Source organism: Cryobacterium sp. BB736, from assembly GCF_014980265.1.
In the GTDB taxonomy this organism is placed as follows: Bacteria; Actinomycetota; Actinomycetes; order Actinomycetales; family Microbacteriaceae; genus Terrimesophilobacter.
In genome coordinates, this window is record NZ_JABXWQ010000005.1 from 20,854 (window position 1) to 43,389 (window position 22,536).

The window sequence follows — 22,536 nt, forward strand, 5'->3', positions numbered from 1 at the left end:
ACCCATGGCTCGACTCGCCGACCGCCTCCGGGCGAACCTGCTCAGCACGCTCACCGGCGAACCGGACGGTCGACCGTATTGGGTGGACAAAATCGAATCCGGCTCTGATCAGGGGTTCTTCGCTCCCGGCTCCGCCACCTGGACGGTGCACGGCGGCATCCCGACCATGGTGGCCGGCATCCGGGCCCTGCTCATGCAAACCCTGCACCCCGGTGCGATGGCGGGCGTGCACGACCACTCACGATTCCGGGAGGATGCACTCGGCCGTCTGGCGGGGACGGTGCAGTGGCTCACCATCGTCACCTTCGGAGACACCCACCTCGCGCGCGAGGAAACGGCTCGAGTGGCGCGGTTTCACGAGCGCGTGCGCGGCACCTATCTTGACAAGACCGGGGTCGAACGGCCCTACGCGGCCAACGATCCGGAACTCCTCAGCTGGGTGCACATCGTATTCGCCGACGCATTCCTCGGCTGCCACGAGCTGTGGGGCAAGCCGATCCCGGGCGGACCCGATGCGTACGTGCGCGAGTGGGCCATCGCCGCCGAGCTGCTGGGGATCCCCGACCCGCCACGCAGCGAGGCCGAACTGCAGGCGCAACTGCATGCCTTCAACCGGACGGGCGTGCTGCATCATGACGAAAGGGTCGAGGCGGCGGTGAGCTTCATCCGGAACCCTCCGCTGAAGCGCTCGATGATGCCCGCCTACCGCATCATGTTCGCCGCCGCCGTGAAGTCCATCCCCGCCGAGTACCGGAGGGTGCTCGGGCTGAAGGCAACCAGGCTGCCGGCGATCTGGGCGACCGGGGTGCTGCTCGGCAGTCTCCGGATGCTGCTGGGCGGCTCGGCACCAGCGGAAGAGGCCGCACGGGCGAGGCTCGCGCGCATCGCGAGCGCCCATCCGCTGCCCTCCGCCTGAGTCCCGCGCAATTCGCGAAGCTAGAATCGCCCGTGTGACTGACCGCATAGAGTCCGACACGTTCGAAGCTGTCATCTTTGACATGGATGGCGTCGTCACAGACACGGCCAGCGTTCACGCCGGCGCGTGGAAGGCGCTCTTCGACGAGGTGATCCCCGAGCTGGCCCCGGATGCCGCGCCGTTCGACGAGACCCTCGACTACCGACGATCGGTCGACGGCCGCAGCCGCGAGGACGGAGTGCGCGCCTTCCTTGCGACTCGCGGCATCGACGTGCCCGAGTCCGGCGACGGCGTGACGATCGAGTCGCTCGCGGCGCGCAAGCAGCACCACTTCGACCTGTATCTGGAGGAGAACGGCGTCAAGGCGTATCCGGACACGGTCACGCTGTTGAACCGGCTGCGCTCGCGCTCCGTGCCCATCGGGCTCGTGACCTCCAGCCGCAACGCCGACCGCGTCCTCGAGGCCGCCGGGGTCAAGCAGTACTTCGACGTCTTCGTCGACGGGAACCGCGCGCGTGAACTTGGACTGCCGGGCAAGCCGGACCCGGCAACCTTCCTTGAGGCGGCGCGCGAGCTCAAGGTGCGGCCGGCGAGAGCGGCAGTGCTCGAAGACTCGGTGGCCGGCGTCGCCGCCGCAGCCAACGGGGGTTTCGGCTGGGTCGTCGGCGTGAGCCGCCGCGGCGGAACCGCCGGCGGCCTGCGGGTTGCCGGCGCCCATCTGGTCGCAACCGACCTGAGCAACCTCGACACGAGACTGGAGGCCGCGCATCCCGGCTGGGCTGGCGGCGAGACCGAAAGCGACCCGTGGCGGCTGCACTACACCGGCTACGACCCCGCGACCGAACCGCTTCGGGAGACCCTGTGCACGCTCGGAAACGGGTACTTCGCCACCCGCGGCGCCGCGCCGGAGTCGAGTGATAACGCCCCCCACTACCCGGGCACCTACCTCGCCGGGGTGTACAACCGGCTTCAGACCGACCTCGGCGGGCATGTGGTCGAAGATGAACATCTGGTCAACGCCCCGAACTGGCTGCAACTGACGTTCCGAGTGGACGGCGGCAACTGGTTCAGCGTCGACGACGTGGAACTGCTCGACTACGAGCAGACCCTCGACCTGCGTCGCGCGGTTTTCACCCGCGAGCTCCGGATGCGGGACGGCGTCGGCCGGATCACCAAGGTCACCCAGGCTCGCTTCGTGTCCCAGGCGGCGTCGCACCTCGCCGGACTGGGCATGACGATCGAGGCGGAGAACTGGTCGGGCGACATCGTCGTGCGGTCGGGCATCGAGGGACGAGTCGCCAACCGCAACGTGCCCGAGTACCGGCTGCTCGCGAACCAGCACCTCGAGCCGCGAGCCATGGAGCAGGTCGACTCCGAGTCGCTGCTGCTGGAAATGGAGACCAACCAGTCGGGTATCAGCATCGCAATGGCGGCGCGGACTCGAGTGAGCGTCGACAGCGTGGTGCTGCACAACCTGCACAGGACGCTGAAGACGGATGCGAAGGGCTGGATCGCACAGGACATCGACGTCGAGTTGACGAAGGGCGTCCCGCTGACGATCGAGAAGACGCTGGTCGTGAACACCTCCAGGGACCGGGCGATCTCGTCACCGTCGCTGTCTGCGACCACCTCGATTCGGCGGCTGCCTAACCTGCAGACCCTGGTGTCCGAACACGAGCGTGCGTGGCGCGTGCTGTGGAACGAGTTCACTGTGCTGCTGAAGGCGGACGAGCGCCAGCAGCTCGCATTGAACATCAACACCTTCCACGTGCTGCAGTCGGTGGCATCCGTCACCGCCGACCTCGACGCCGGACTGCCAGCACGCGGGCTGCACGGCGAAGGGTATCGGGGCCACATCTTCTGGGACGAGATGTTCGTCTACCCGACGCTGTCCATGCACCGACCGGAGATCAGCCGCGCGCTGCTGGGCTACCGGTACCGGCGACTCGCCGAGGCGAAGGCCGCGGCTCGTGAGAACGGACACGCGGGAGCGATGTTCCCCTGGCAGAGCGGCATCGACGGGCGTGAGGAGACGCCGACGCAGCTTTACAACCTGCGCAACCTGCAGTGGATGCCGGACAACTCGTCCAGGCAGCGCCACGTCGGGCTCGCGATCGCGTACAGCGTGTGGCGCTTCTACGAGATCACCGGCGACCTCGACTACCTCGTCGAGCAGGGCGCCGAGCTCATGATCGAGGTCAGCCGGTTCTTCGCATCGCTCGCGGTGCACGACCCGGTCGACGACCGGTTCGACATCTCAGGCGTCATGGGGCCGGACGAGTTTCATGACGGCTACCCGGGTACCCCCGGCCTGGGCCTGAAGAACAACGCGTACACCAACGTCATGGCGGCGTGGGTGCTGCAACGCACGGCGGAAGTGGTGGACCTGCTGAAGGTGCGCTACTCGGCCCAGGTCTGGACCCGAGTCCAGCTTCGCCCCGGCGAGCAGGCCCGCTGGCGAAACATCGGCCGGCGGTTGCGGGTGGCGTTCCACGAGGATGGGGTGATCAGCCAGTTCGAGGGATTCGACACACTGAAGGAATTCGACTGGGACGGCTACCGCGAGAAGTACGGGTCGATCGGAAGACTCGACCTCATCCTCGCGAGCGAGGGCGACAGCACCAACAACTACAAGCTGTCGAAGCAAGCAGATGTGCTCATGCTGCTATACCTGTTCAGCGCCGACGAGCTGCGGGAGGTGCTCGGCGGGCTCGGCTACGAGTTCCCGGATGAAGCGGTGCGGGCGACCGTGGAGTACTACCGCGACCGCTCCACGCACGGCTCGACGCTGAGCAATGTTGTGCACTCATGGGTGGAGGCGAGACTGGATCGAGCCCGCTCATGGGGATTCCTGGTCGAGGCGCTCGAGAGCGACCTTGCGGACATCCAGGGCGGCACCACGCAGATGGGCGTGCACCTGGGTGCGATGGCAGGTTCGATCGACATGGTGACGCGTTGCTACACGGGACTCGACGTGCGCGCCGGCCGACTGAAGCTCGACCCTGTGCTGCCACCGGAACTGCGCCAGATCGACTTCACGTTGAACTTCCAGCACCAGTTGCTGCGCTTGACGGTGGACGAGCGGCTCATGCGCGTGCAGGTCAACCCGGGCGGCACCGCACCGATTGAGTTGGAGATCCAGGGGCAACGGCACATGATCTCGCCCGGAGAGACGCTCGAGTTCGCCCATGACGACCGCACAAGCATGGCAAACTCCCCGCATGACCGATGATGAACTCCGCGCCCTCCTGACCTCCGTTACGACCATTGCCGTTGTGGGCGCATCAGCGAACCCCGAGAAGCCCTCCGGTGAGGTGCCGATCTGGCTGGTAGAAGCGGGGTTCACGATGATTCCGGTGAATCCGAAGGCGGACGAGATCGCCGGTCAGAAGGTTTACCGCTCCCTCGCCGAAATACCGGTGCCGATTGATGTCGTCGACGTCTTCCGGCCGTCCGAGGAGACACCGGATGTCGCCAGGCAGTCCGCGGAAGTCGGCGCCAAGGTGCTCTGGCTGCAACTCGGCATCACCTCAGCCGACGCGCGAGCGACGGCAGAGAACGCGGGGATGACCTACCTCGAGGACATCTGCATCGGAGCGACGGTGCGTCGGCTGGGCATCCGCAAGTAGCGCATCCGGGGCCCGCCTGCGCAAGACTGGGGCGGTGACTGCAGACTTCCGCACCGCGCCCGTTGACGCGGCATCCGCCGCCGCCCTCGCCGATGACAAGCTCCGCTACGAGCTCGTCGACACCAAGGATCCGGTCGCGTTCCGGCACTGGCTCAGTGCGGTCGGGCGCGGCTTCCACGACCCGGCCGGCGACGCCGACAGCGCCGAGCTGCGCCGCTTCGCCTACCTCGAACGGCGTGCGGTAGGCGTCTGGGATGACACGCTCTCGGACGCCCCGACACCGGTCGGCACGCTCGGGTCGTGGGTCACCGACCTCACCGTCGCCGGGGAGGCCAGCATCCCGGCATGGGCGATCAGCGCGGTGACGGTGGCTCCAACCCATCGCCGGCGCGGCATCGCGCGCAGCCTGATGGAGGGCGAGCTGCGCACCGCGAAGGCGTTGGGCATCCCGGCCGCGATTCTCACCGCATCCGAGGCCACCATCTACGAACGATGGGGCTTCTCCCCCGCCGCGATGATGGCCGAGTGGGAGATCGATGTCGCACGCGCGAAATGGAGCGGCGCGATCCCCGGTGGGCGGGTACAGCTGGTCACGACCGAACAGCTGCGCGATCACGACGGCCCGGCGATCCTGGAACGCGCTCGCCTCGCGGTGCCCGGTCAGATCCGCTTCTGGGGCATCCTGTGGGATCGGCTCTTCGGCCTCCCCAGCGACGATGCGGCCAAGAGCGCCCGCTGCGTGCGGTATGACGACGAGCACGGCACACCGCAGGGTTTCGCCATCTACCGGCCGGACCGCGGCGAGGCAGAGGGCAAGCTCTCGCTCGGCTACCTGATCGGCGCCACCGATGACGCCTACTCGGCGCTCTGGCGCTACTTGCTCCAGGTGGACCTGATCACGACCATCACGGCGTCACTGCGCCCCGTGGACGAGCCGTTCCGCTGGCAGGTGGCCGACTTCCGCGCGGTGAAGAAGACGTGGGAGTCCGACCACCTCTGGTTGCGCATCCTCGACCCGAGGGCGGTGCTCGAAGCGCGGCGGTACAGCGCGCCGGGGCGGTTCCGGCTCACGGTGACCGATCCGCTCGGATTCGCCACCGGCGACTACCTGCTCGAGGTCGACGCGGATGGAGTCGGCCTGGTCAGCGACGGCGACGCCCCGGATGCGGCTGGAGTGGCGCTGTCGGTGAATGAGCTCGCCGCGATCAGCCTCGGCGCGGTGTCGGCGACGACCTTGGCCAAGGCCGGGCGGATCCTGGAACAGACGCCGAGCGCTGCAGTGGCGGTTGATCGAGCGTTCGCGTCGCCGGTCGCGCCCTGGTTGAGCATCTGGTTCTGACCTGAGTCCACCCCCATTGGGGGTGGAGCTTGAACGACCGTTGTCGTGGGCTGCACCTACAGTGGAAGAACTATGACGCTTACACCACCAGTCTCCGAAAATCCTGAGCAACCAACGACCCCTTACGCCCCCGCACCACAGCCCGCCGAGCCTAAGTCCAGCAACGGGCTCGGCATCGCAGCACTGATCGTCGGAATCGTGGCGTTTGTTGGCTCCTTCATTCCCTTCCTGAACTTTGTGACAGGATTCGTCGCGTTCGTCGGCCTGGTGCTTGGCATCATCGCGCTGTTCCTCAAAAACAAGTCAAAGGGTGTCGCGATCGCCGGAACAGCCGTTTCGTTCGTCGCGATGATCCTTTCGATCGTCCTGGCAACGGCTTACACCGCCGGCTTCATCGCGGCAGTTGACAACTCCCTTCCCAAGACCGAAATTGTCGACAACGGCCAGGCTCCCGCCGATGAGCAGTCGGATGACTCGGCCGATGAGGTCGGTACTCGCGAAAATCCCGCACCGATCGGCACAACGATTGAACTCGCCAACTTCGGAGAAGCCGAGTTCGAGGTCACCCTGGGTGCACCGATCCTGAACGCTAACGACGCCGTGAAGGCAGCGAATCAGTTCAACGACGCGCCGAAGGATGGGTTCCAGTACGCCGTTGTGCCACTCACTGTCACCTACGTCGGCGATGAGACCGGCCTTCCGTCATTGGGGGTGCGCGTTGAGTTCGTCTCGGCCGCAGGAACGACGCACACGCAGATTGACTCGTGGGTGGTGGACCCTGAGCCAGCCTTCAACGGAATCAATGAGCTCTTCCCAGGAGGCACTGCATCCGGCAACATCACAATCCTCATTCCGACGGCCGATGCCGAAAGCGGCACGTGGGCCGTGTCGAGTCTCTTCGGAGACAAGTTCTTCTTCGCTGCTCAATAGGTAACCCGAAGAGGCGGCTCTCATCCTGAAATGGATGAGAGCCGCTTCTGCGTTATGCGTCGTCCACCGGGCGCCAGGTACCTGCTAGATCGCTGGCAACTGCGCATCCGGATGCCGTGCGCGCCTACGTTCGGGAACGAGCGGAAGTCCCGCGCCAACGAAGAATCAGGAGCCTTCATGAGCGACCCCAACAACCCCGAGACTCCGAGCGAGCCGGACGTGCCGTCGATCCCCAATCCGGCATCGCCAGAAGTGCCGATCCCGCCGAAGGAACCTGACGGTGGCCCGGATATCGACGAGCCGGGCGAGGACCTCGGTCTCGAAGATCCGGATGAGCCGCTCGAGAACCTGCCCCGGAACCCGCGTGCCGACGGCGACATGGGCGGGCTGCCGTAAGCCGTGCGCAAGCTCGTCATCGTGCGCGGACTGGTGCAGGGGGTCGGATTCCGCTGGTCGGCCGGGCGCGAGGCCGAAGCGCTCGGCCTGAGTGGGCACGCCCGGAACCGTGCAGACGGCAGCGTCGAGGTCGAGATTGAGGGTCCGGATGCCGCAGTCGAGCGGATGACCGCCTGGCTGCGGCAGGGGCCGAGTCACGCCCGGGTCGACGCGATCGACGTGACCGAGTTGGGCGAGACGGGGCAGGCAGGGTTTCAGCTTGGCTAGACGCCACCTCCCCCGCCGCCACCACCGCCGCCGCCCGACGAGCCACCGCCGCCGGAGCCACCCGAAGACGCACTGAAGGATGACGACGCGGTCGACGACACGGATCCGATGCTGCTCGCGAACAGTGCCGCATTGAATCCGCTCGTCCCGGAGTACCACTCGGGCTGCGAGCCGGTCTGCTCGTAGTAGCGGCCCAGCTCCTGCGCCCAGCGCTTCTCCTCGCCGAACAGGACCGCGTACGGCAGCAGCCGCTCGTTCAGTTTCACGACCTGCGCCGGGTCATCCACCGACACCCGGGACCGCAACGCGCCCTCCGGCGACTGCAGGAACTGCAGCCGATCCGTCTCCGCGAGGTCGATGTACTCGTGCAGCCCCTTCAGATAGTCGCGCAGCTCGACGCCCTTGGCGGCCAGCGGCGACTTGGACACGAGCATGTAGGTTGCGATCGCCGCAGCCACCGAGACGACCAGGGTCAAGACCGGCCACGCACCGCCGTAGTCCTGATCCAACGAGACGATGCTGAACAGCACGCCGGCAACCGACGCGAGGGTCGCCGCGATCACCACCCAGGCAACCCTCATCGCCGGGACCTTCCGCCGGTAGCCCTTTTCCACCATGTACTTGGACACCCGGCCGTTCAGCGACAGGATGCGCTTCGCCGCCCTGCTGTCCGACGACTTCAGCTTCTTGCGTGTGCCGGGGGCCGGCTTGTACTCGAAGATCGCGTTGATGAACGACTTCTCGTCCTTGTCGAGCCCGTCGTCGTGGAGGAACTCGAGGGTGAACTTGCCGCGCCTCTCCTCTTCAAGGATCCGGATGTTGCCGTCGACGGCAAGCTTGATGAGCTCGGCCGCGGTGGCCCTGCTCACCTGGTGAATCGTGTTCGCCGAGTAGAACAGGTTCACGCCCTTCGGCGGGAGGTATTCGGGGATGATCAGCCCGCGGCTCGGTGCGTCGCGGAGCAGCCGCAACCTCACGAAAACGGCTGCGATCGCCGCGCCCACCGCCAGCGCGGCGCCGATCGCGGCGAGGATCGGCCAGATCGAGTCGGTGAAGCCGCTTGGCCGCGGGGTGAAGGTGCCTGGCTCGAAGGCGATCGCCAGTGTGACGTTCTGGCCGGCTTGCAGGTTCGTTGCCGAAAACGAGAAGCCATCCGGCAACTCCGCAATCGTCGCCGGGTCGGTCGAGCTCTCGTAGCCGGCGTAGCCGGCCACCTGACCGGTGAGCGAGTCCCGTAGCGCGTCGGCAATGTGCACGTTGGCGGTGACCGAACCGAACGGCTGCCCCCATCCGGTGCCGTTAGTGTCCCAGTAGAACTCGTCGACGCCTGTGTCGTCGAAGTACCTGGTCACGAAGCGCTGTTCGTACGTGATCACATAGGTCTGCTCGCCGTGAACATAGTTGTCACCGGCGATGGTGAGCACCACGAAATCGCCGTCGCTCTCTGACTCCCACTCGCGTGGTGCGCCGAACTCGTCTGTGACGCTGACGACGTCGATGTCGGTCGGATGCCCGTCGTAGCGGTCGACGAGTTCGCGCCGGATGCCCCGGTTCTGGTCGAAGTCGGGGAACACCGCGACGAGCGTCTCCACGGTGCGCAGCGTCGAGTGTCCGCTCTCATCGGCGCTGAGGAAGTATTCGCCGGTGAAGCTGTCGAAGTGGAAGTCGTCGACGTCGGCAGCGGCCGGGGCGGCGAAGCCGACTACGAGAGCGAGGGTGAGGGAGACGAAAGTGAGGAGGCGCTTCACGCTCTCAACTCTATTGACGATCAGGCGTGGGGCCCGACGCTCACCTCGCCGAAGCTCACCGACACCGACGCTCCCTGGATCGCTCCGATGCGTTCCGCGCGGTGCTCGACCTCCCGCCGCTGGCCGGCGCTGAGCCTGCTGAACGCCTCAACCGTGATGGCGATGCGCTTGCCGCTCTTCTTCTGATGCCACACACCCTGGACCGTGCCGTCCACCACCAGAACCGGGTAGTTGCCCGCCTGCCCACGAGCGAGTGCCCGCTCGTAGGCCCGGCGGGGAAACAGCTCGGACCGGGGGTGGCTGCCGACGACGAAGGCGTCGAAGTAGGGCAGGAGCAACACCGCGCTCGAGGCTGCGTCGGGAAAGCCGGTGTCCCCAGCATTCACGAACACGTCAGCGATCCGCTCGACGGATGCGCGCTCGAACACCGAGTCAGCCCAGGCGATCGGGGCCGACAACCACCGGGCGAAGTCGCGCGGCGCTGCCGGGCCGTAGGCGTGCAGGTAGCGCTGGAGCAACTGAACCTCGGGTTCTTCTACGCGCACGTAGTCGGGTGCCCGGACGTAGGTGATGGTGCGGCCACGGCCAGGGCCGAACGCCAGCGCGCCCCGGGCCGCGGCGCGCGAGATGACCTGTCGCCACCGAGGCCACCAGGTCTGGAAGGCCGGCATCACGAGTTCTCCAGCCCACGAACCCGTTCGGGCAACGACCTCCTTGTCCAGCTCGTCCAGTGTGAGCCCGTCCTCGATGCCCGGCTGAGCGAGCGCGTCGCGAACGGCTTCGACCACCGCGGTGGTCTGGTCGCCGTCCAGTCGCACATCATCCGGCCCTCCCCCGGTCACCGGCACGGCGTCGAGCGCGGGCAGCCACATGCCGAGTTCGTCGGTAGCGAGGTAGTGCACTGTCCCGCGCGGGCCGTAGGTCTTGGTCAGGGTGCGGTGCGGCCACAGCGCCTCGCGCACGTCGGCAGCACCGCCGGCCGCCATCCGGATGCCGATCGAGACTTCCGCGGACGACGCGATCTGCGCGTGGGTGCCGACGGATGCGGAGGCGGCAGCGGCGGCATCCGGTGCATGGGGCTCCTCAAGCAGGTGGCGCGCGAGCCTGCGCGCCGCGACCAGCTCCGGACCCCGCGCCATGCACGAATGGTAGCCGGGCGGCGCGGCGCAGAAAATGCGCGCGCGCAGAGAGCATTCGTCGCTAAGGTGAATCAACCGTACCCAGTTGTGGGGACTCGCCTGCCGGTCGCCGCAACTCGACTACGACCGATATATCCGGCCAAACTGGGGGCATCCGGATTGGGTTCAGCCTGTTTACACTCGGAACCAATCCTCGCTAACCCGAATTCGCAAGGAGGACGATTGTCTGATCAGGGAGACGTCGCGCCCGCTGCGTGGTATCCGGACCCCCACGGGGTCGCCGAACTCAGGTGGTGGGACGGAACCCAGTGGACGGATGCCGTTCACGGGACGACTCCGCCAACAACCGGTTCGACGGCCGTGTTCCCGGCGCTGCCTCCCACGGATGTACCGCTGCATGCTCCGGCGGTACCCGCTGTGCAGTCGGCCGCCGTGGCCGAGCCGGTCGCCGTGGCCGAACCAGCAACCGTGGCGGAGCCGGTCGCAGTAGCCGAGCCGGCAACACTGCCGGAGGCCGCCGCGGTGCCAGCGCCGGTCGCCGCCCTGGACGTGCTCGTTGACGCCCAACTGACTCAGCAGCCGGGGATTCTCACCGACCCGGAAGGCACCGGCCTCGGCACCGAGACCTGGCCGCCTGCCCTGGCTGTCGGCGACGGGCCGTCGCGCTCGCAACTGCGTGAGGTGCAGGCTGATTTCTCCCAGCCGGGTGAGCAAGCCTACGAGTGGGGTCGTGAGACGACTCGCTACAGCACGATGCCCGGCCAGGCGAACCCCGCGGGCGCGCGCTGGCGGGGGCTGTCCGGTCCGACGAGGCCGACCCGGTCGAACACCGCGTCATCCTGGGTGATCGCGTTCACGCCATTGATCACAGCGCTGCTGACTTTCGGCGCCATCTTCGCGCTGGTCAACATCCCCGGCCTCGAAGCAGCGCCGATGCAACTGGTCCTCGCGGTTGTGGCGGCGGTGATGTTCGCGGTGACCCTCCTGCTCGCCATCAGTGACCGCAGCCGGCTGTCCAGCTTTGGGCACATCACACCAGCGCACTGGGCGTGGGCGCTGCTCGGCTCGCTGGTCTACCTGATTGCGCGCACGATCTCCGTGTTCCGCAACACGTCGAAGATGACCTGGCAGCTGTGGGTCAACCTGCTGCTGACGGTCGGCGTCATCACGGTTGCTGTCGCCGCAGTGTCGATGTTCATCTCCTTCGCCCGCCAGTTCCTGGGGTTCTAGCAGGCCTCGGTGACTGGAGGGGATGCTCATGGGCAGCCTTGAGATCATCCGGGGCGACATCACCCGACAAGAGGTCGACGCGATCGTCAACGCGGCGAACTCGTCCCTGCTCGGCGGCGGCGGAGTCGATGGCGCGATCCACGCGGCGGGTGGCCCCGACATCCTCGCCGAGTGCCGGATGCTGCGCCGGGACCGCCTCCCGCACGGGTTGCCTGCCGGGCAGGCCATTGCGACAGGCGCAGGGCGGCTTCCGGCCCGCTGGGTGATCCACGCCGTCGGCCCCGTGCACTCTCCCAGCGACGATCGCACCCACCTGCTCGAGAGCGCCTACCGCAGCTCGCTCGACGTCGCGGCTGAGCTCGGTGCCGAGTCGGTCGCGTTCCCGGCAATCTCGGCGGGAGCATATGGATGGCCGAAGGAGAGCGCTGCGTTCGTCGCGGTGAGCAGCGTCGCCGACCGGCTCGACGACTTCGAGCTCGTGCGATTCGTGCTGTTCAGCGACGAGCTGCACGAGCTCTTCCACCGGGCGGCGAGCGAACTGCTCTGAGGCCTGCGCACCCGCGGTCGTCAATACAGGAAGATCGGCAGAGCGCCCGGATTGTGGGCGTGCACGATCACCAGGAACACGACGACGTCGAACAGCAGGTGCACCGCCACGACGTAGCTCAACGACTTCGACAGCATGAAGATGTAGCCCTGCAGCAGCGCGAACGGGATCGTGAGCAGCGGACCCCAGCTCTGGTAGCCGAGCTCCCAGAGGAACGAGACGAAGATCGTCGCCTGCAGGATATTCGCCTGCCACAGCGGGAAGTGCTTGCGCAGCAGAGCAAACACCGTGCAGATGAAGAACAGCTCATCCCAGATGCCAACAGCGTTAACGCCGACGAACAGGCGCGCGATCTCATCCGGTGCGCTGACCGCCGGCCAGTTCAGGTACGCGCCGGAGTGGATGAAGTACGTCGGCAGGATGAGCCAGCCCAGCAAAACCACGACGACGAGGTACACCCACTGCACACGCGACCAGCGCCGCCCGGTCAGAATCGGGAAGACGATCGGCTGCGTGCCCGGGCGGCGGTTCACGACGTGGCGCGACAGCAGGTACGGCACGACGACGGCGAGCGCGAGCACCGTTCCCATGACAACCATGTTCAGGTAGCTGATGTCCGCCTCGAGCCGGATGGTGCTGATGATCCCCATGCCGATTGCGATGAGGCCGAGGTCGGCGGCGAGTTCGCGGTCGATGGCGAACGCGGAACCGACGCCGGCCACCAGGAGCAGGTAGCCGGCCAGTCGCGGGACCAGGTCGTGGTCAGCACCGACACCGAAGAGCAACACCGCGGATGCAGAAACCAGCGCGGCGGGAAGAAGGCGCCAGGAGACTCCGGTGGCCGGGCGCAACTCGATCACGTTCACCGTTCCAGCTTAAACGCCAGGAGGCGGTGGGATCCTTGGCTGGCCGTTACCCCCGTACCGTCCAGCGCTTCTGTGATCTCACCGCCCCCGGGTGCCCCCCGTATTGCGTAGAGACACAGTAACCCCGCGTCAAGCGGCAAATAATCCCCCAAAGGGGGGCGCTGCCGAGATCGAGACCTGTGTGCGACCATCCAGCGTCCATCGGCACCGGATGCACATGGCGAAGGCCTCCGAACCTGCATTGCAGCTTCAGGAGGCCTTCTATACCGTCGAGTTTTACCTCGTTAGTGGCCACAGACTACTCCCCAAACGGGGGACGCAAGCCCTAAAGTCTCGCTGGATGGTTGAGGGTCAGCTGAGCCAGTCGGCCAGCACCAGCGCCTGGTTGTGGTGCTCGTCCTTCGCGCTGAAGAGCAGTGTGACAACCTTGTGTCCGGCCAGCGAGTCGCGCAGCTCTGCCGCTGCCGGATTCTTGTCGAGCTCTGCCCGGTAGCGCCGCTCGAACTCCGGCCAGTTCGGCACTTCGTGGTGGAACCAAGTGCGCAGCTCGTCGCTCGGCGCGACCTCCTTCGCCCACTCACCAAGCGCCGCACGCTCCTTGCTCACTCCTCGCGGCCAGAGACGATCGACGAGAACGCGGTAGCCGTCATCCGGGCTCGGATCGTCGTAGATGCGCTTCGTTCTCAGTTCCACGTTCGACCTCCTGTGAGTCAACAGTGCCAGTTGACAGCGCCTGCGGCTACGGTGGCGAGCATGGAATCCGATACAGTGCTCACGTTTGTCGAGGATCTGCTGACCACCGCGCCCGTGCCCGCCGAGGGGATGAGCCACAACACGGTGCTCTCCGACGGCGGAGTGCGCGTCGTCATGCTGTCGTTTGCCGAGGGTCACGTGCTGAAGGACCATGCCGCGCCGGGCCAGCTGCTCATGCAGGCGGTTGACGGCGAGCTCAAGGTGCGCGTGGCGCGTGAGGAGCTGATCCTGAAGCCGGGTGGGCTGATCAGCCTGGCCGCGAAGACACGCCACGAGGTGGAGGCTGTCACGGATGCGCGGCTGATGCTCACGCTCGTGACCAGATAGCGTCAGCGAAACTATGCTGGGAAGATGTCCGCGAAGCACCCCGACGAGGATGCGCGGATCCGGGCTATGCGCTACCGCCTCGACGAATCGACACCGGATGCCGAAGAGCAGGAGCAGCAAGCGCCGACCGCGCAGCAGCGGTCGCAAGCCGTCGAGATGGCGATCCAGCAGGCAATCCGCCGCGGGGACTTCGACAACCTGCCTGGAGCCGGTAAGCCCCTGACCAACCTGGGGCGGGTGTACGACCCCGACTGGTGGATCCGCCAGAAGATCCAGAGCGAACGCATCACCGGGCTAGGGCCACCGGCCCTGACACTCCGCACCGAGGATGTCCAGCTCGAGGAGAGGCTCGATCGGGCCTTCACTGAGGCGGACGTCCGTGGCATCCTCGAGGACTTCAACAAGCGTGTGATCGAGGCGCGGCGTCAGCTGCTGGGCGGACCGCCGGTCGTCACGATGACGCGCGACATCGATGCCGAGGTTGCCGCGTGGAGGGCACGGCGCCGGGCACGGCAAGCGGAGCGGGTGGAGGATGCTCAGCCGCAACCGCGGAAATCGTGGCGTGACAGGCTGCGCAAGCGCGCTGATTGAGCTGGTTTCGAGACGATCGCTTCGCGATCCCTCAACCAGCGAGCCGTGCGATCCGTCAACCAGCGGACGCGTCGAGCGCGTCGCGCAGCAGCGCCGACAGAGCCTCCAACTGGACGTTCGACTCGGCGACCACTTCCTCATCGGACCCATCGAGCGCCCGGGCGGCGAGCCCGGCCTTCGAGTCGATGAGCTCGGCGATCTTCGCATCGATCGTGTGGGCAGCGATGATGCGCCAGGCGGTCACCGGCTCCGACTGACCGATGCGGTGCACACGGTCGATCGCCTGCGTCTGCTCGGCGCTCGTCCAGGACAATTCAGCGAGCACGACGTTGGACGCCGCCTGCAGGTTCAAGCCGACCCCGGCCGCGGTGAGTGACGCGACCGCGACGTGCACCTCTGGGTCATTGGTGAACGCGTCGATCTCGCGCTGGCGCTGGGCGCTCGTCTGGTCACCGCGAATCGAGATCGACTTGAGCCCGGTGCGTGCGAAGTGCTCCTCCGCGGCATCCATCACGTCGATGTGCTTGGCGAAGAAGACCACCTTGCCGACCGACCGGGCGAGCTGAGCCGTGTAGTCGGCGGCCAGCACGGCCTTGGCCTGCCCGATCTTGCGCACCATGGTGAAGACGTTCTCGCCCGACTTGGTGCCCTTCGACTCCTCAAGTTCTGCGTGCGCGACCGCGCGGATCAGGTCCTCGCGCGCACCATCCGGCTTGGCGGCGAGCACGCGGCGGTACTTGTCGAGCAGACGAGCGACGAGGGCGTCCTCAGCCGCCCGGATGCTGCGCCCGGCCTCACCGTCAAGCTCGACCGGCAGGTCGGCGATCCGGCGTGCAGGGATGTCGGCCGCGACATCCACCTTCTTGCGCCGCACGATGCCCATCTCGACGACGGCCTTGCGGGCCTCGGCGAAGAAGCCGAAGTCGGCCGGTGTCAGCCCGGTCTCCTCAAGCTTGTCCATCAGCAACGGCTGCGGCTTCTTGTCGTCGATCCAGCCGAGGAACTGCCAGATGGCGCGGAAGTCCTCGATGTCGTTGATCAGCGGGGTACCGGTCAGCGCCATCATGAGCGCGTCCGGTTTCAGTGTGCGAATGCTCTTCGACAGTGCGAGCACATGCTTGGAGCGCTGCGACTGCATGTTCTTGATGAAGTGCGCCTCGTCGACGACCATGCCCTTGAAACCGAACCGGCTGAGCCAGCCGACGTGGCGGTCGAGCACCTCGTAGTTGACGATCACGACATCGCTGAATGCGTCGACGTCGTCACCGTCGCCGTGCACGACCGTCGCGGTGCGCTTCGGCGTCCACAGTTCGACCTCGCGTGCCCAGTTCGTCTTGACGACGTTGGGCACGACCACCAGCAGCGGGTAGGCCTTGCTCGCTGCAGCAGCTAGCAGGGCCTGGGCGGTCTTGCCGAGGCCGGGCTCGTCGGCGAGCAGGAAGGTGCGGTGCCCCTCCTTGACCTTGGCCATCAGCCTGGCCTGGTGCCGCATCAGTTCCATGCCGCCGGGCGTCGCGTGCGGGCCGTCTTCGGGGAGGTCCATGGTGGCGGCTCCCCCGCCGGCGCCGTACTCGAACGACTTGAACAGCGGGTCGAGCAGCTCCCAGTTCGCGAGCCGGCTGGCCTGCGGCTTCGGCTGCGACTGGATGGCGGTGAGGTCGGGGGCAAGGAACGGATTCGCGAGCTGAGCCTGCCGCACCGACAGCGGAACGACCTGCTTCTCGACGAGCGGGTTGGGTGCCTCCGGCTCCTTCACGATGATGAGGTCGTCCGGGGACAGCTCGGTGCCGGATGCGATCAGCATGTCCCGGCGGAGCTTGTGTGCGGCATCCGATACCTTCGCGTCCTCCGCGAGCAACTGGATCAGCGACGTGTCGCGCGCCGCCGTCTTCGCCAGGATGGTCGCCACGCCATCGAGCCGCTTGAGCGTCTCGGCACGCTCCGCGTCGGTGAGTTCGGGGTCGGCCTTGGCGTGCTTGCGCTCCTCGCGCATGAGCAGCGCGATCACCTGGAACTTGGTGCGGTTGGCCGGGCTGGCCTTGCCGCGCTCCACCGAGCTCTCCACTTCGCGCACCGCGCGAGCGAGCACCGGGATGATGCCGACATCGTCCCCCGGGCGGGACCGCCGCTGTGATGAGCGCCTCTGCGCTCCGCCGGATCGTGCCGACGTCTTCTGGCCCGATCGAGCCATGCTCCTCCTCGGGAGGGATACCCCTCCGCCACTGTGCGTGACCGAAGCGGTCACGAGTCAACTCCGCGTATTCGGCGGCTATCCGACACCCGATTCGAGCAACCCACCGTGAAGCAAGGTCGAATCGCGATTGGTGTCACGTTCGAGTCGAGTTTACGCCATAAAAGGGCAATCCGCCCAGTGCGCGCGGCAAATCCGGCGCACGCGGCGGATTCTGTTGACCTCAGCGCTCTCTCACGTCGATGCTGCCGTTGCTCGTCCGCAGCTCGAGCTGGAACTGGCCGCCGTCCTCATCCGGCACACCGATGTTGGCGCTGCCGTTGCTGGTTTCCGCAGTTACGTCGTACGAGTCCTCCGGCACGGTCAGGCTGATCGACCCGTTCGATGTCGTCGCCGAGACGTTCTGGGCGGTCTCCAACTCGAGCTCGATCGCGCCGTTGGAGGTTTCCACGCTCGTGTCGCCCTGGAGCCCCTCGCCGCTGATCCTGCCGTTGCTTGTACGCGCCGAGACTGTGCCCGTGACGTCGTTCAGCTCGACTCGACCGTTCGACGTACGCACGTCCACATCAGCGACGTGGCTGAGTTCGATCCGCCCGTTGCTCGTCTCACCCTCGACCGATACGTCCTCTGCCAGTTCGATCACGTACTCCACGGAGCAATTCCGGCCGCACCCCTCGAGCACCAGTTCCCCGCTGTCGACGCTGTAGGTGTCCTCATCCGGCTCGTTGCCGCGGTAGCTGAAGGTGCGCTTCATCGTCACCTCGGACGCCCCTTCGGTGCCAGTGATGACGACGCTCCCGGAATCGTTATCGATCGCGAGGCGTACCGAGTTGACCTGGTCCGTGATGACTGTGTCGTCTGACATGGTCGACTGGGGAAGGATGAAGCATCCAGCGAGCCCGACCGCCGCTGCGCTCGCCAGGATTCCTGCTGATGTCACTCTTGCCAAGCTGCGCATGTTGCTCACCAGATCTCCGAAATCAGCGGCGGGGCAGATCCCACCGCGCGGGTCCCTCGAGACGTGCACCATCCGCCGCGAAACGTGAACCGTGCAGCGGGCAGTCCCAGCTCAACTCCGCGTCGTTCCAGGTGACGACGCCGCCGAGGTGCGGGCAGCGGGCTGAGACCCGGGAGGTCTCGCCGGCGACGGTGCAAACGCCGACAGGTCTCAGCCCGTTGTGGGTGACGATGGCTTCGCCCTCGGCGGGCGGCGTCTCCGGTTCTGCCGTTTGCCACGCGCTCAGATACCCGCGCACCAGGTGCACCGCGACCGCCGCGTTCGCGCCGATGCCCGCCGCGACATCCTGCGGGCTCGTGATGCGATTGTGCAGCGTGCGGGCCCACGAGATGCTGCCGCCGAGAATGTCGGACGCCAGGGTCAGGCTCGCGGCAACCGAGTTGGCCATGCCCCACTTGTTGTAGCCCGTCGCCAGAAATACGCGGCCGCGACCGCGCGGGAGCCAGCCGACGTAGGGAACACGCCCAGCGGGTTCATAGTCCTGCGCCGACCAACGGTGGGTGGGCACGGCTCCCGGAAAGTGTTCGCCGGTCCAGCGCTCGAGGTCATCGAACTGGGCCTGCGGTGATGGTTCCCGACCGGTCACATGACCGTTGCCACCGACGATGAGCAGTTCGTCGCCGGTGTTCCCCTCTGGCAGCATCCGGTCGGCGGCGGTTCGCAGTGAGCGCGTCGGCGTGTCCGCCGAGATGTACATGCCCTTGGGGAACTCGCCGGGGACCCGGAACGCCATGGCATAGGACCGCTGCGGGACAACCTTCGCCCAGTACAAACCGCGGTCCAGGATCGGCATCCCGGTGGCCAGGATGAGCTTGCCTGCGAGCACCACACCGCGGTTGGTCTCTACGTCGACCGGCTTCGATGCCCGCACCCTCCTGACGTTCGACTTCTCGTAGATGACGCCGCCATGGTCGCGGACATCCGCGGCGAGCGCCGCGAGCACCAGCATCGGGTCGACCTGCGCCTGGTCGGCGAGGCGCACAGCTCCGTGAGTCTCGAAGGGCAGCTCGGTCGGCTCGACGAGGTCGGTTGGAAGGTCGAGCCGCCGGGTGGCCTCGTATTCGCGCCGCACCGCATCCGCGGCATCCGGGGTCGCAGCATACGTGAACGCGTCGCGGCGCTGGACGGGAACGCCATGCTCTTCGCAATAGCGGATGAGCCAGTCGCGGCCCTCCCGGTTCGCCTCGACATACGCCCTGGCGGTACGCAGCGTCGTGTGGGCGAGGATGTCGCTGAGGCGCGTGCCCTGCAGCACCGACAGTTTCGCGGTCGAGTTGCCCGTCGTCACCGCACCGACCGAGCGCGCCTCGAGCACCGCAACGCTGAGGCCCGCCCGGGCGAACAGGAGCGCCGTGGTGAGACCGGTGATGCCGGCGCCTGCGACAACGATGTCGAAGCGGCGGCGCGCGAAGTCGATCGGTGGAGGATCCGTCTCGATCCCGGGTGACTGAGCCCGCCAGAGAGAGGTCTCAAGTCTCGTCAGCATGGGCACCTCCGTGGGACTCACGGTAGGCGGCATCCGGATGCCCGACCAGAGGATTCAGCCGGTTCCCTGCCGACTTGCAGAGTCAGCGTCGGGTACGAGCTTTACGGATTCGGGACCTTGACGAGCACACCAGCGAGGATCAGCACGAGAGCCGCCGCGTACTGCCCGGCCACCCAGAACTGACCACTCAGCTCGAAAGGCCAGACCGGGTTCCACACCACGACGATCGCTGCCAGCGGCGGCAGCCACCACCAGTGCCGCGCTTGCACCGCGAACACACCGACGATGGCCGCGAGGATCGCGACCGCGAAGCGGATCCAGAGGAACCCACTCGGGTTCTCGATCAGCAGCAGGCCGGCCACAAGGACGACGGCCCCGAGGATGCCGGGGGCGAGCGCTGGGCGGGTGAAGGGCGGTGGTGAGGGGTAGGAGGTCATCGTGGTCAAGGGTACTGGTGGTCGTGGCCGGGACGCTCCGGCCGCTTCGCGAGGACGGAACGTGAGACAGCCGCCCGTAGACGCCCACCACACCCGCGGCCTCACGTTCCGTCCCCGCTTCGCTCGCTGTATTGGCGGATCGAGCCTGCCGTGACCACGTGCCGCTAGGGTCTGGAGGGTGGAGAGTGGCGGGTTCGACGAGGTTCGCGCGGTGGAACGGCTGCAGGCGCTCGTGCGCGTTCCGACGGTGTCGAGGCTCGACGAGTCCCAGACCGAGTGGGCCCGTTTCGACGAGTTCATCGAGCTGCTGCCTGACCTGTACCCGGAGACGCACTCGGCGCTCACGCGTGAGGTGGTAGCTGGTCACTCCCTCCTCTACCGCTGGGCGGGACGGGAGCCGGGCGATCCCGCTGTGCTGATGGCGCACTACGACGTCGTCCCTGCCGCCGTGGACGGATGGGAGCATCCGCCGTTCGCCGCGGAGATCGTCCCCACCGAGCACGGCGACGTGGTCTGGGGACGCGGAACGCTCGACGACAAGGGGTCGCTTGCGACCATCCTGGAGGCGGTCGAGGCCCTGGCGGCATCCGGATTCCAGCCCAAGCACGACCTATACCTGAATTTCGGGCACAACGAGGAGACCACCGGCGGCGGAGCAAGCGCGATCGTCGACCTGCTCGAGGAGCGCGGCGTCCGGCCGCGACTGGTGCTCGACGAGGGCGGCGCGGTCGTTGAGGGGGTCTTCCCCGGAGTCGGTGACCCGATCGCGGTGGTCGGGGTGAGCGAGAAGGGCATCCTCAGCCTCACGATGACCGTGGAACAGGAGGGCGGTCACGCCTCCACTCCCCCGCGCATGACTGCGACGGCTCGGCTTGCGCGCGCGATCGTGCGGCTGAACTCGAAACCGTTCCCGAAGGCGTTCACGGCGCCGAACCTAGAGATGATCCGCACGCTCGGAGCGCGAGCGCGGCAGCCGTTCAAATGGGTGTTCACCAACCTGTGGCTGACCCGGCCGCTGCTGCTCGGGTTGTTCACCAAGCTCGGCGACGAGACCAACGCGATCGTGCGCACCACCGGTGCGGTGACGCAATTGCAGGGTGCGGATGCCGCGAATGCGCTGGCGGAGCGCGCCGTCGCGGTCGTGAACGTGCGGGTCGCGGTCGGCTCGAGCGTCGCGGAAGCCGTGGCGCACGTGCGGCGCGCCATCCGGGATCCGAAAGTGCGGCTCGACGCCCAGTACCCGAACGAGCCGAGCCCGGTGTCCCCAACGCACGGGCCGGCGTGGACGCTCATCAAGGAGACGATCGAGCACACCTACCCGGGCACGATCGTCACGCCGTACGTCATGCTCGGCGCCAGCGACGGTCGGCACTTCACGCGTATCAGCGCGAACGTGTACCGGTTCAGCCCGTTCCAGATGTCGAAAGCGGAGCGGGGCACGTTGCACGCGATGAACGAGCGGATACGCGTGAGCACCTACCTGAGCGGAGTGCTGTTCTACCGGCAGCTGGTTGCCGGACTGTGACGGGCTAGCCGGACTGCCGGATGACCTGCAGCGGGCGCGTCATCGGCGGCGCCTCGACGAGTCGTTCGAGCGCCGGGTGCAACTCCGCAAGCCACGCCTGATAGCCGGCGTCGTTCAGGTGCAGGCCATCGGTGCTGAAGTCCGGGTTCAGCTCGGTGCTGCCGGCAGCGAGAGCAGGCCACAGGTCGAGGTATTGCGCCTTCACAGTGGCGCAGAACTGCCGCAGGTGGATGTTCGCCTCGCGAATGCGAGCCGCGAACTCCTGCTGGCGCGGCGGGATGGACTGCACGAGCATCCGGACACCCGGGAGTTCGCGGCGCAACTCGACCATCATCAGCTGAATGTTGCGGACCACGTGTTCGACGCTCGACCGCTGGCCGAAATCATTAGTGCCCGCCATAAGGACGATCTCATCCGGATGCGTGTCAACGACATCTCCGAAGCGCTGGAGGACGTCATCTGTGGTCGCGCCGTTGACTGCGAAATTCACCACGCGGGCATCGGGCAGCCACGCGCCCCAATCGAAACCGGCGGTCAGACTGTCACCAAGGAAGGCGATGAGCGGCCGAGCATCATCGCCCGCGCCGACGCTGCTGTGGGAGTTGCTCATGAAAATCCTTCCGCCTCTGCAGAAAATTGTGTCGGTGAGGCCTGAGAAAGTGCCGGAGGTTGGCGTCGGGTGGGCTGGTGGGCGGCTGGGCAATGCTTGGCTGCTTCGTGTGCGCCGCGGGGCCATAAACGAGCTCGCCGGCCGCTCTGCTCCTTCACAGGTGGCCCGGAAAGTAGTTTCTAACAGATTCTCAAATATGCTTGGGTAGCTGTGTTCGAGGCTGGGACAATTGATGCATGAGATCTTCCGCAGCTACGTTCAGCACCTCGCTCGAGGTCCTGCTTACTGCTGCCGCCCGGATCGGCGCCGACGCGCCGGGTGCCCGGGGGCTGGGTGACAAGCAGCTACTGGCGGCGCAGGCGTCGTTGGCGGAGGCCAAGCGCAGTCTTGATGCTTGCGCGTCGGTGCTGGCCGGTGAGGTGGTGCGCCGCTCATCGGTGGAGGCGGGTTTCGGTGGGTTGGCCCGGAAGGAGGGGTTCCGCACCCCGGAGGCTTTGATTCGTGGGGTTACCGGGTCGACGGCGCGGGAGGCGACCACGCTCGTGCGGGTCGGCACCATGATGAATGACGCCGACCTGCTGCAGAACGCCG

Annotated in this window: 21 protein-coding genes and 1 pseudogene; 13 read left to right on the forward strand and 9 right to left on the reverse strand. The window is 66.8% G+C overall.

Annotation, left to right across the window (positions count from 1 at the left end):
* Nucleotides 1–4: 4 nt before the first annotated feature.
* The 7 genes from IRG63_RS12120 to IRG63_RS12150 all read left to right on the forward strand — a co-directional run bounded on the left by IRG63_RS12120 (nt 5) and on the right by IRG63_RS12150 (nt 7,477).
* Complete coding sequence (locus tag IRG63_RS12120; protein WP_168627797.1) at nt 5–916, forward strand: oxygenase MpaB family protein; 912 nt, start codon at nt 5–7, stop codon at nt 914–916.
* Nucleotides 917–950: 34 nt separating this feature from the next.
* Nucleotides 951–4,148, forward strand: a complete 3,198-nt coding sequence (locus IRG63_RS14125; protein WP_210422929.1) for a beta-phosphoglucomutase family hydrolase — start codon at nt 951–953, stop codon at nt 4,146–4,148.
* Nucleotides 4,138–4,545 (forward strand): CoA-binding protein, encoded by a 408-nt coding sequence (locus tag IRG63_RS12130; RefSeq protein ID WP_210422930.1) that lies wholly within the window; start codon nt 4,138–4,140, stop codon nt 4,543–4,545. Before IRG63_RS14125 ends, IRG63_RS12130 begins: the two co-directional genes overlap by 11 nt.
* Nucleotides 4,546–4,579: 34 nt before the next feature.
* Nucleotides 4,580–5,884, forward strand: coding sequence for a GNAT family N-acetyltransferase (locus tag IRG63_RS12135; RefSeq protein WP_193510296.1), 1,305 nt, complete (start codon nt 4,580–4,582; stop codon nt 5,882–5,884).
* 72 nt (nt 5,885–5,956) lie between these two features.
* On the forward strand, nt 5,957–6,814 hold the full coding sequence (locus IRG63_RS12140) for a DUF4190 domain-containing protein (protein ID WP_193510297.1): 858 nt from the start codon (nt 5,957–5,959) through the stop codon (nt 6,812–6,814).
* Nucleotides 6,815–6,991: 177 nt separating this feature from the next.
* On the forward strand, nt 6,992–7,210 hold the full coding sequence (locus IRG63_RS12145) for a hypothetical protein (RefSeq protein WP_168627801.1): 219 nt from the start codon (nt 6,992–6,994) through the stop codon (nt 7,208–7,210).
* Nucleotides 7,211–7,213: 3 nt separating this feature from the next.
* Nucleotides 7,214–7,477 (forward strand): acylphosphatase, encoded by a 264-nt coding sequence (locus IRG63_RS12150; RefSeq protein WP_168627802.1) that lies wholly within the window; start codon nt 7,214–7,216, stop codon nt 7,475–7,477.
* Here the strand turns inward: IRG63_RS12150 and IRG63_RS12155 are convergent.
* Complete coding sequence (locus tag IRG63_RS12155; protein WP_168627803.1) at nt 7,474–9,225, reverse strand: DUF2207 domain-containing protein; 1,752 nt, start codon at nt 9,223–9,225, stop codon at nt 7,474–7,476. The two genes, IRG63_RS12150 and IRG63_RS12155, sit on opposite strands and share 4 nt — an antisense overlap.
* Nucleotides 9,226–9,245: 20 nt before the next feature.
* Nucleotides 9,246–10,364, reverse strand: a complete 1,119-nt coding sequence (locus tag IRG63_RS12160; RefSeq protein WP_193510298.1) for a winged helix DNA-binding domain-containing protein — start codon at nt 10,362–10,364, stop codon at nt 9,246–9,248.
* Between the two features lie 222 nt (nt 10,365–10,586).
* On the opposite strand from IRG63_RS12160, the gene IRG63_RS12165 reads away from it, so the two are divergent.
* Nucleotides 10,587–11,594 (forward strand): DUF2510 domain-containing protein, encoded by a 1,008-nt coding sequence (locus tag IRG63_RS12165; RefSeq protein ID WP_168627805.1) that lies wholly within the window; start codon nt 10,587–10,589, stop codon nt 11,592–11,594.
* Nucleotides 11,595–11,622: 28 nt separating this feature from the next.
* Nucleotides 11,623–12,141, forward strand: coding sequence for an O-acetyl-ADP-ribose deacetylase (locus IRG63_RS12170; protein ID WP_193510299.1), 519 nt, complete (start codon nt 11,623–11,625; stop codon nt 12,139–12,141).
* 20 nt (nt 12,142–12,161) lie between these two features.
* On the opposite strand, the gene IRG63_RS12175 is transcribed toward IRG63_RS12170, so the two are convergent.
* Nucleotides 12,162–13,007: a CPBP family intramembrane glutamic endopeptidase gene (locus IRG63_RS12175; protein ID WP_349236212.1), complete on the reverse strand. Its 846-nt coding sequence runs from the start codon at nt 13,005–13,007 to the stop codon at nt 12,162–12,164.
* A gap of 351 nt (nt 13,008–13,358) precedes the next feature.
* On the reverse strand, nt 13,359–13,700 hold the full coding sequence (locus IRG63_RS13860) for a DUF488 domain-containing protein (protein WP_349236213.1): 342 nt from the start codon (nt 13,698–13,700) through the stop codon (nt 13,359–13,361).
* Nucleotides 13,701–13,760: 60 nt separating this feature from the next.
* On the opposite strand from IRG63_RS13860, the gene IRG63_RS13865 reads away from it, so the two are divergent.
* Together IRG63_RS13865 and IRG63_RS12190 are read left to right on the forward strand one after the other, a co-directional pair.
* Nucleotides 13,761–14,087: a cupin domain-containing protein gene (locus IRG63_RS13865; protein ID WP_227412136.1), complete on the forward strand. Its 327-nt coding sequence runs from the start codon at nt 13,761–13,763 to the stop codon at nt 14,085–14,087.
* A 24-nt stretch (nt 14,088–14,111) separates the two neighbouring features.
* Nucleotides 14,112–14,678, forward strand: a complete 567-nt coding sequence (locus IRG63_RS12190) for a DUF1992 domain-containing protein (protein WP_168627809.1) — start codon at nt 14,112–14,114, stop codon at nt 14,676–14,678.
* Nucleotides 14,679–14,733: 55 nt separating this feature from the next.
* Here the strand turns inward: IRG63_RS12190 and IRG63_RS12195 are convergent, their stop codons facing one another.
* From IRG63_RS12195 to IRG63_RS12210, 4 genes are all read right to left on the reverse strand, one after another.
* The gene (locus tag IRG63_RS12195; protein WP_168627810.1) at nt 14,734–16,869 is read right to left on the reverse strand and encodes a DEAD/DEAH box helicase; all 2,136 of its coding nucleotides are present in this window, start codon (nt 16,867–16,869) and stop codon (nt 14,734–14,736) included.
* 223 nt (nt 16,870–17,092) lie between these two features.
* A complete protein-coding gene (locus IRG63_RS12200) occupies nt 17,093–17,809 on the reverse strand; it encodes a DUF4097 family beta strand repeat-containing protein (RefSeq protein WP_193510300.1) in 717 nt (238 codons plus the stop codon).
* Nucleotides 17,810–17,849: 40 nt separating this feature from the next.
* Nucleotides 17,850–19,373, reverse strand: a complete 1,524-nt coding sequence (locus tag IRG63_RS12205) for an FAD-dependent oxidoreductase (RefSeq protein WP_193510301.1) — start codon at nt 19,371–19,373, stop codon at nt 17,850–17,852.
* Nucleotides 19,374–19,474: 101 nt separating this feature from the next.
* Nucleotides 19,475–19,810, reverse strand: a complete 336-nt coding sequence (locus IRG63_RS12210) for a DUF6804 family protein (protein WP_193510302.1) — start codon at nt 19,808–19,810, stop codon at nt 19,475–19,477.
* A 178-nt stretch (nt 19,811–19,988) separates the two neighbouring features.
* Between IRG63_RS12210 and IRG63_RS12215 the strand changes: the two genes are divergently transcribed.
* Nucleotides 19,989–21,335 carry a M20/M25/M40 family metallo-hydrolase gene (locus tag IRG63_RS12215; protein WP_193510303.1) on the forward strand — a complete coding sequence of 449 codons (1,347 nt, stop codon included), beginning with the start codon at nt 19,989–19,991 and terminating at the stop codon, nt 21,333–21,335.
* Between the two features lie 4 nt (nt 21,336–21,339).
* Here the strand turns inward: IRG63_RS12215 and IRG63_RS12220 are convergent, their stop codons facing one another.
* Nucleotides 21,340–21,945: a GDSL-type esterase/lipase family protein gene (locus IRG63_RS12220; protein ID WP_193510304.1), complete on the reverse strand. Its 606-nt coding sequence runs from the start codon at nt 21,943–21,945 to the stop codon at nt 21,340–21,342.
* A gap of 236 nt (nt 21,946–22,181) precedes the next feature.
* On the opposite strand from IRG63_RS12220, the pseudogene IRG63_RS12225 reads away from it, so the two are divergent.
* Nucleotides 22,182–22,536 (forward strand): annotated as a pseudogene (locus tag IRG63_RS12225) (hypothetical protein); the annotation flags it as partial.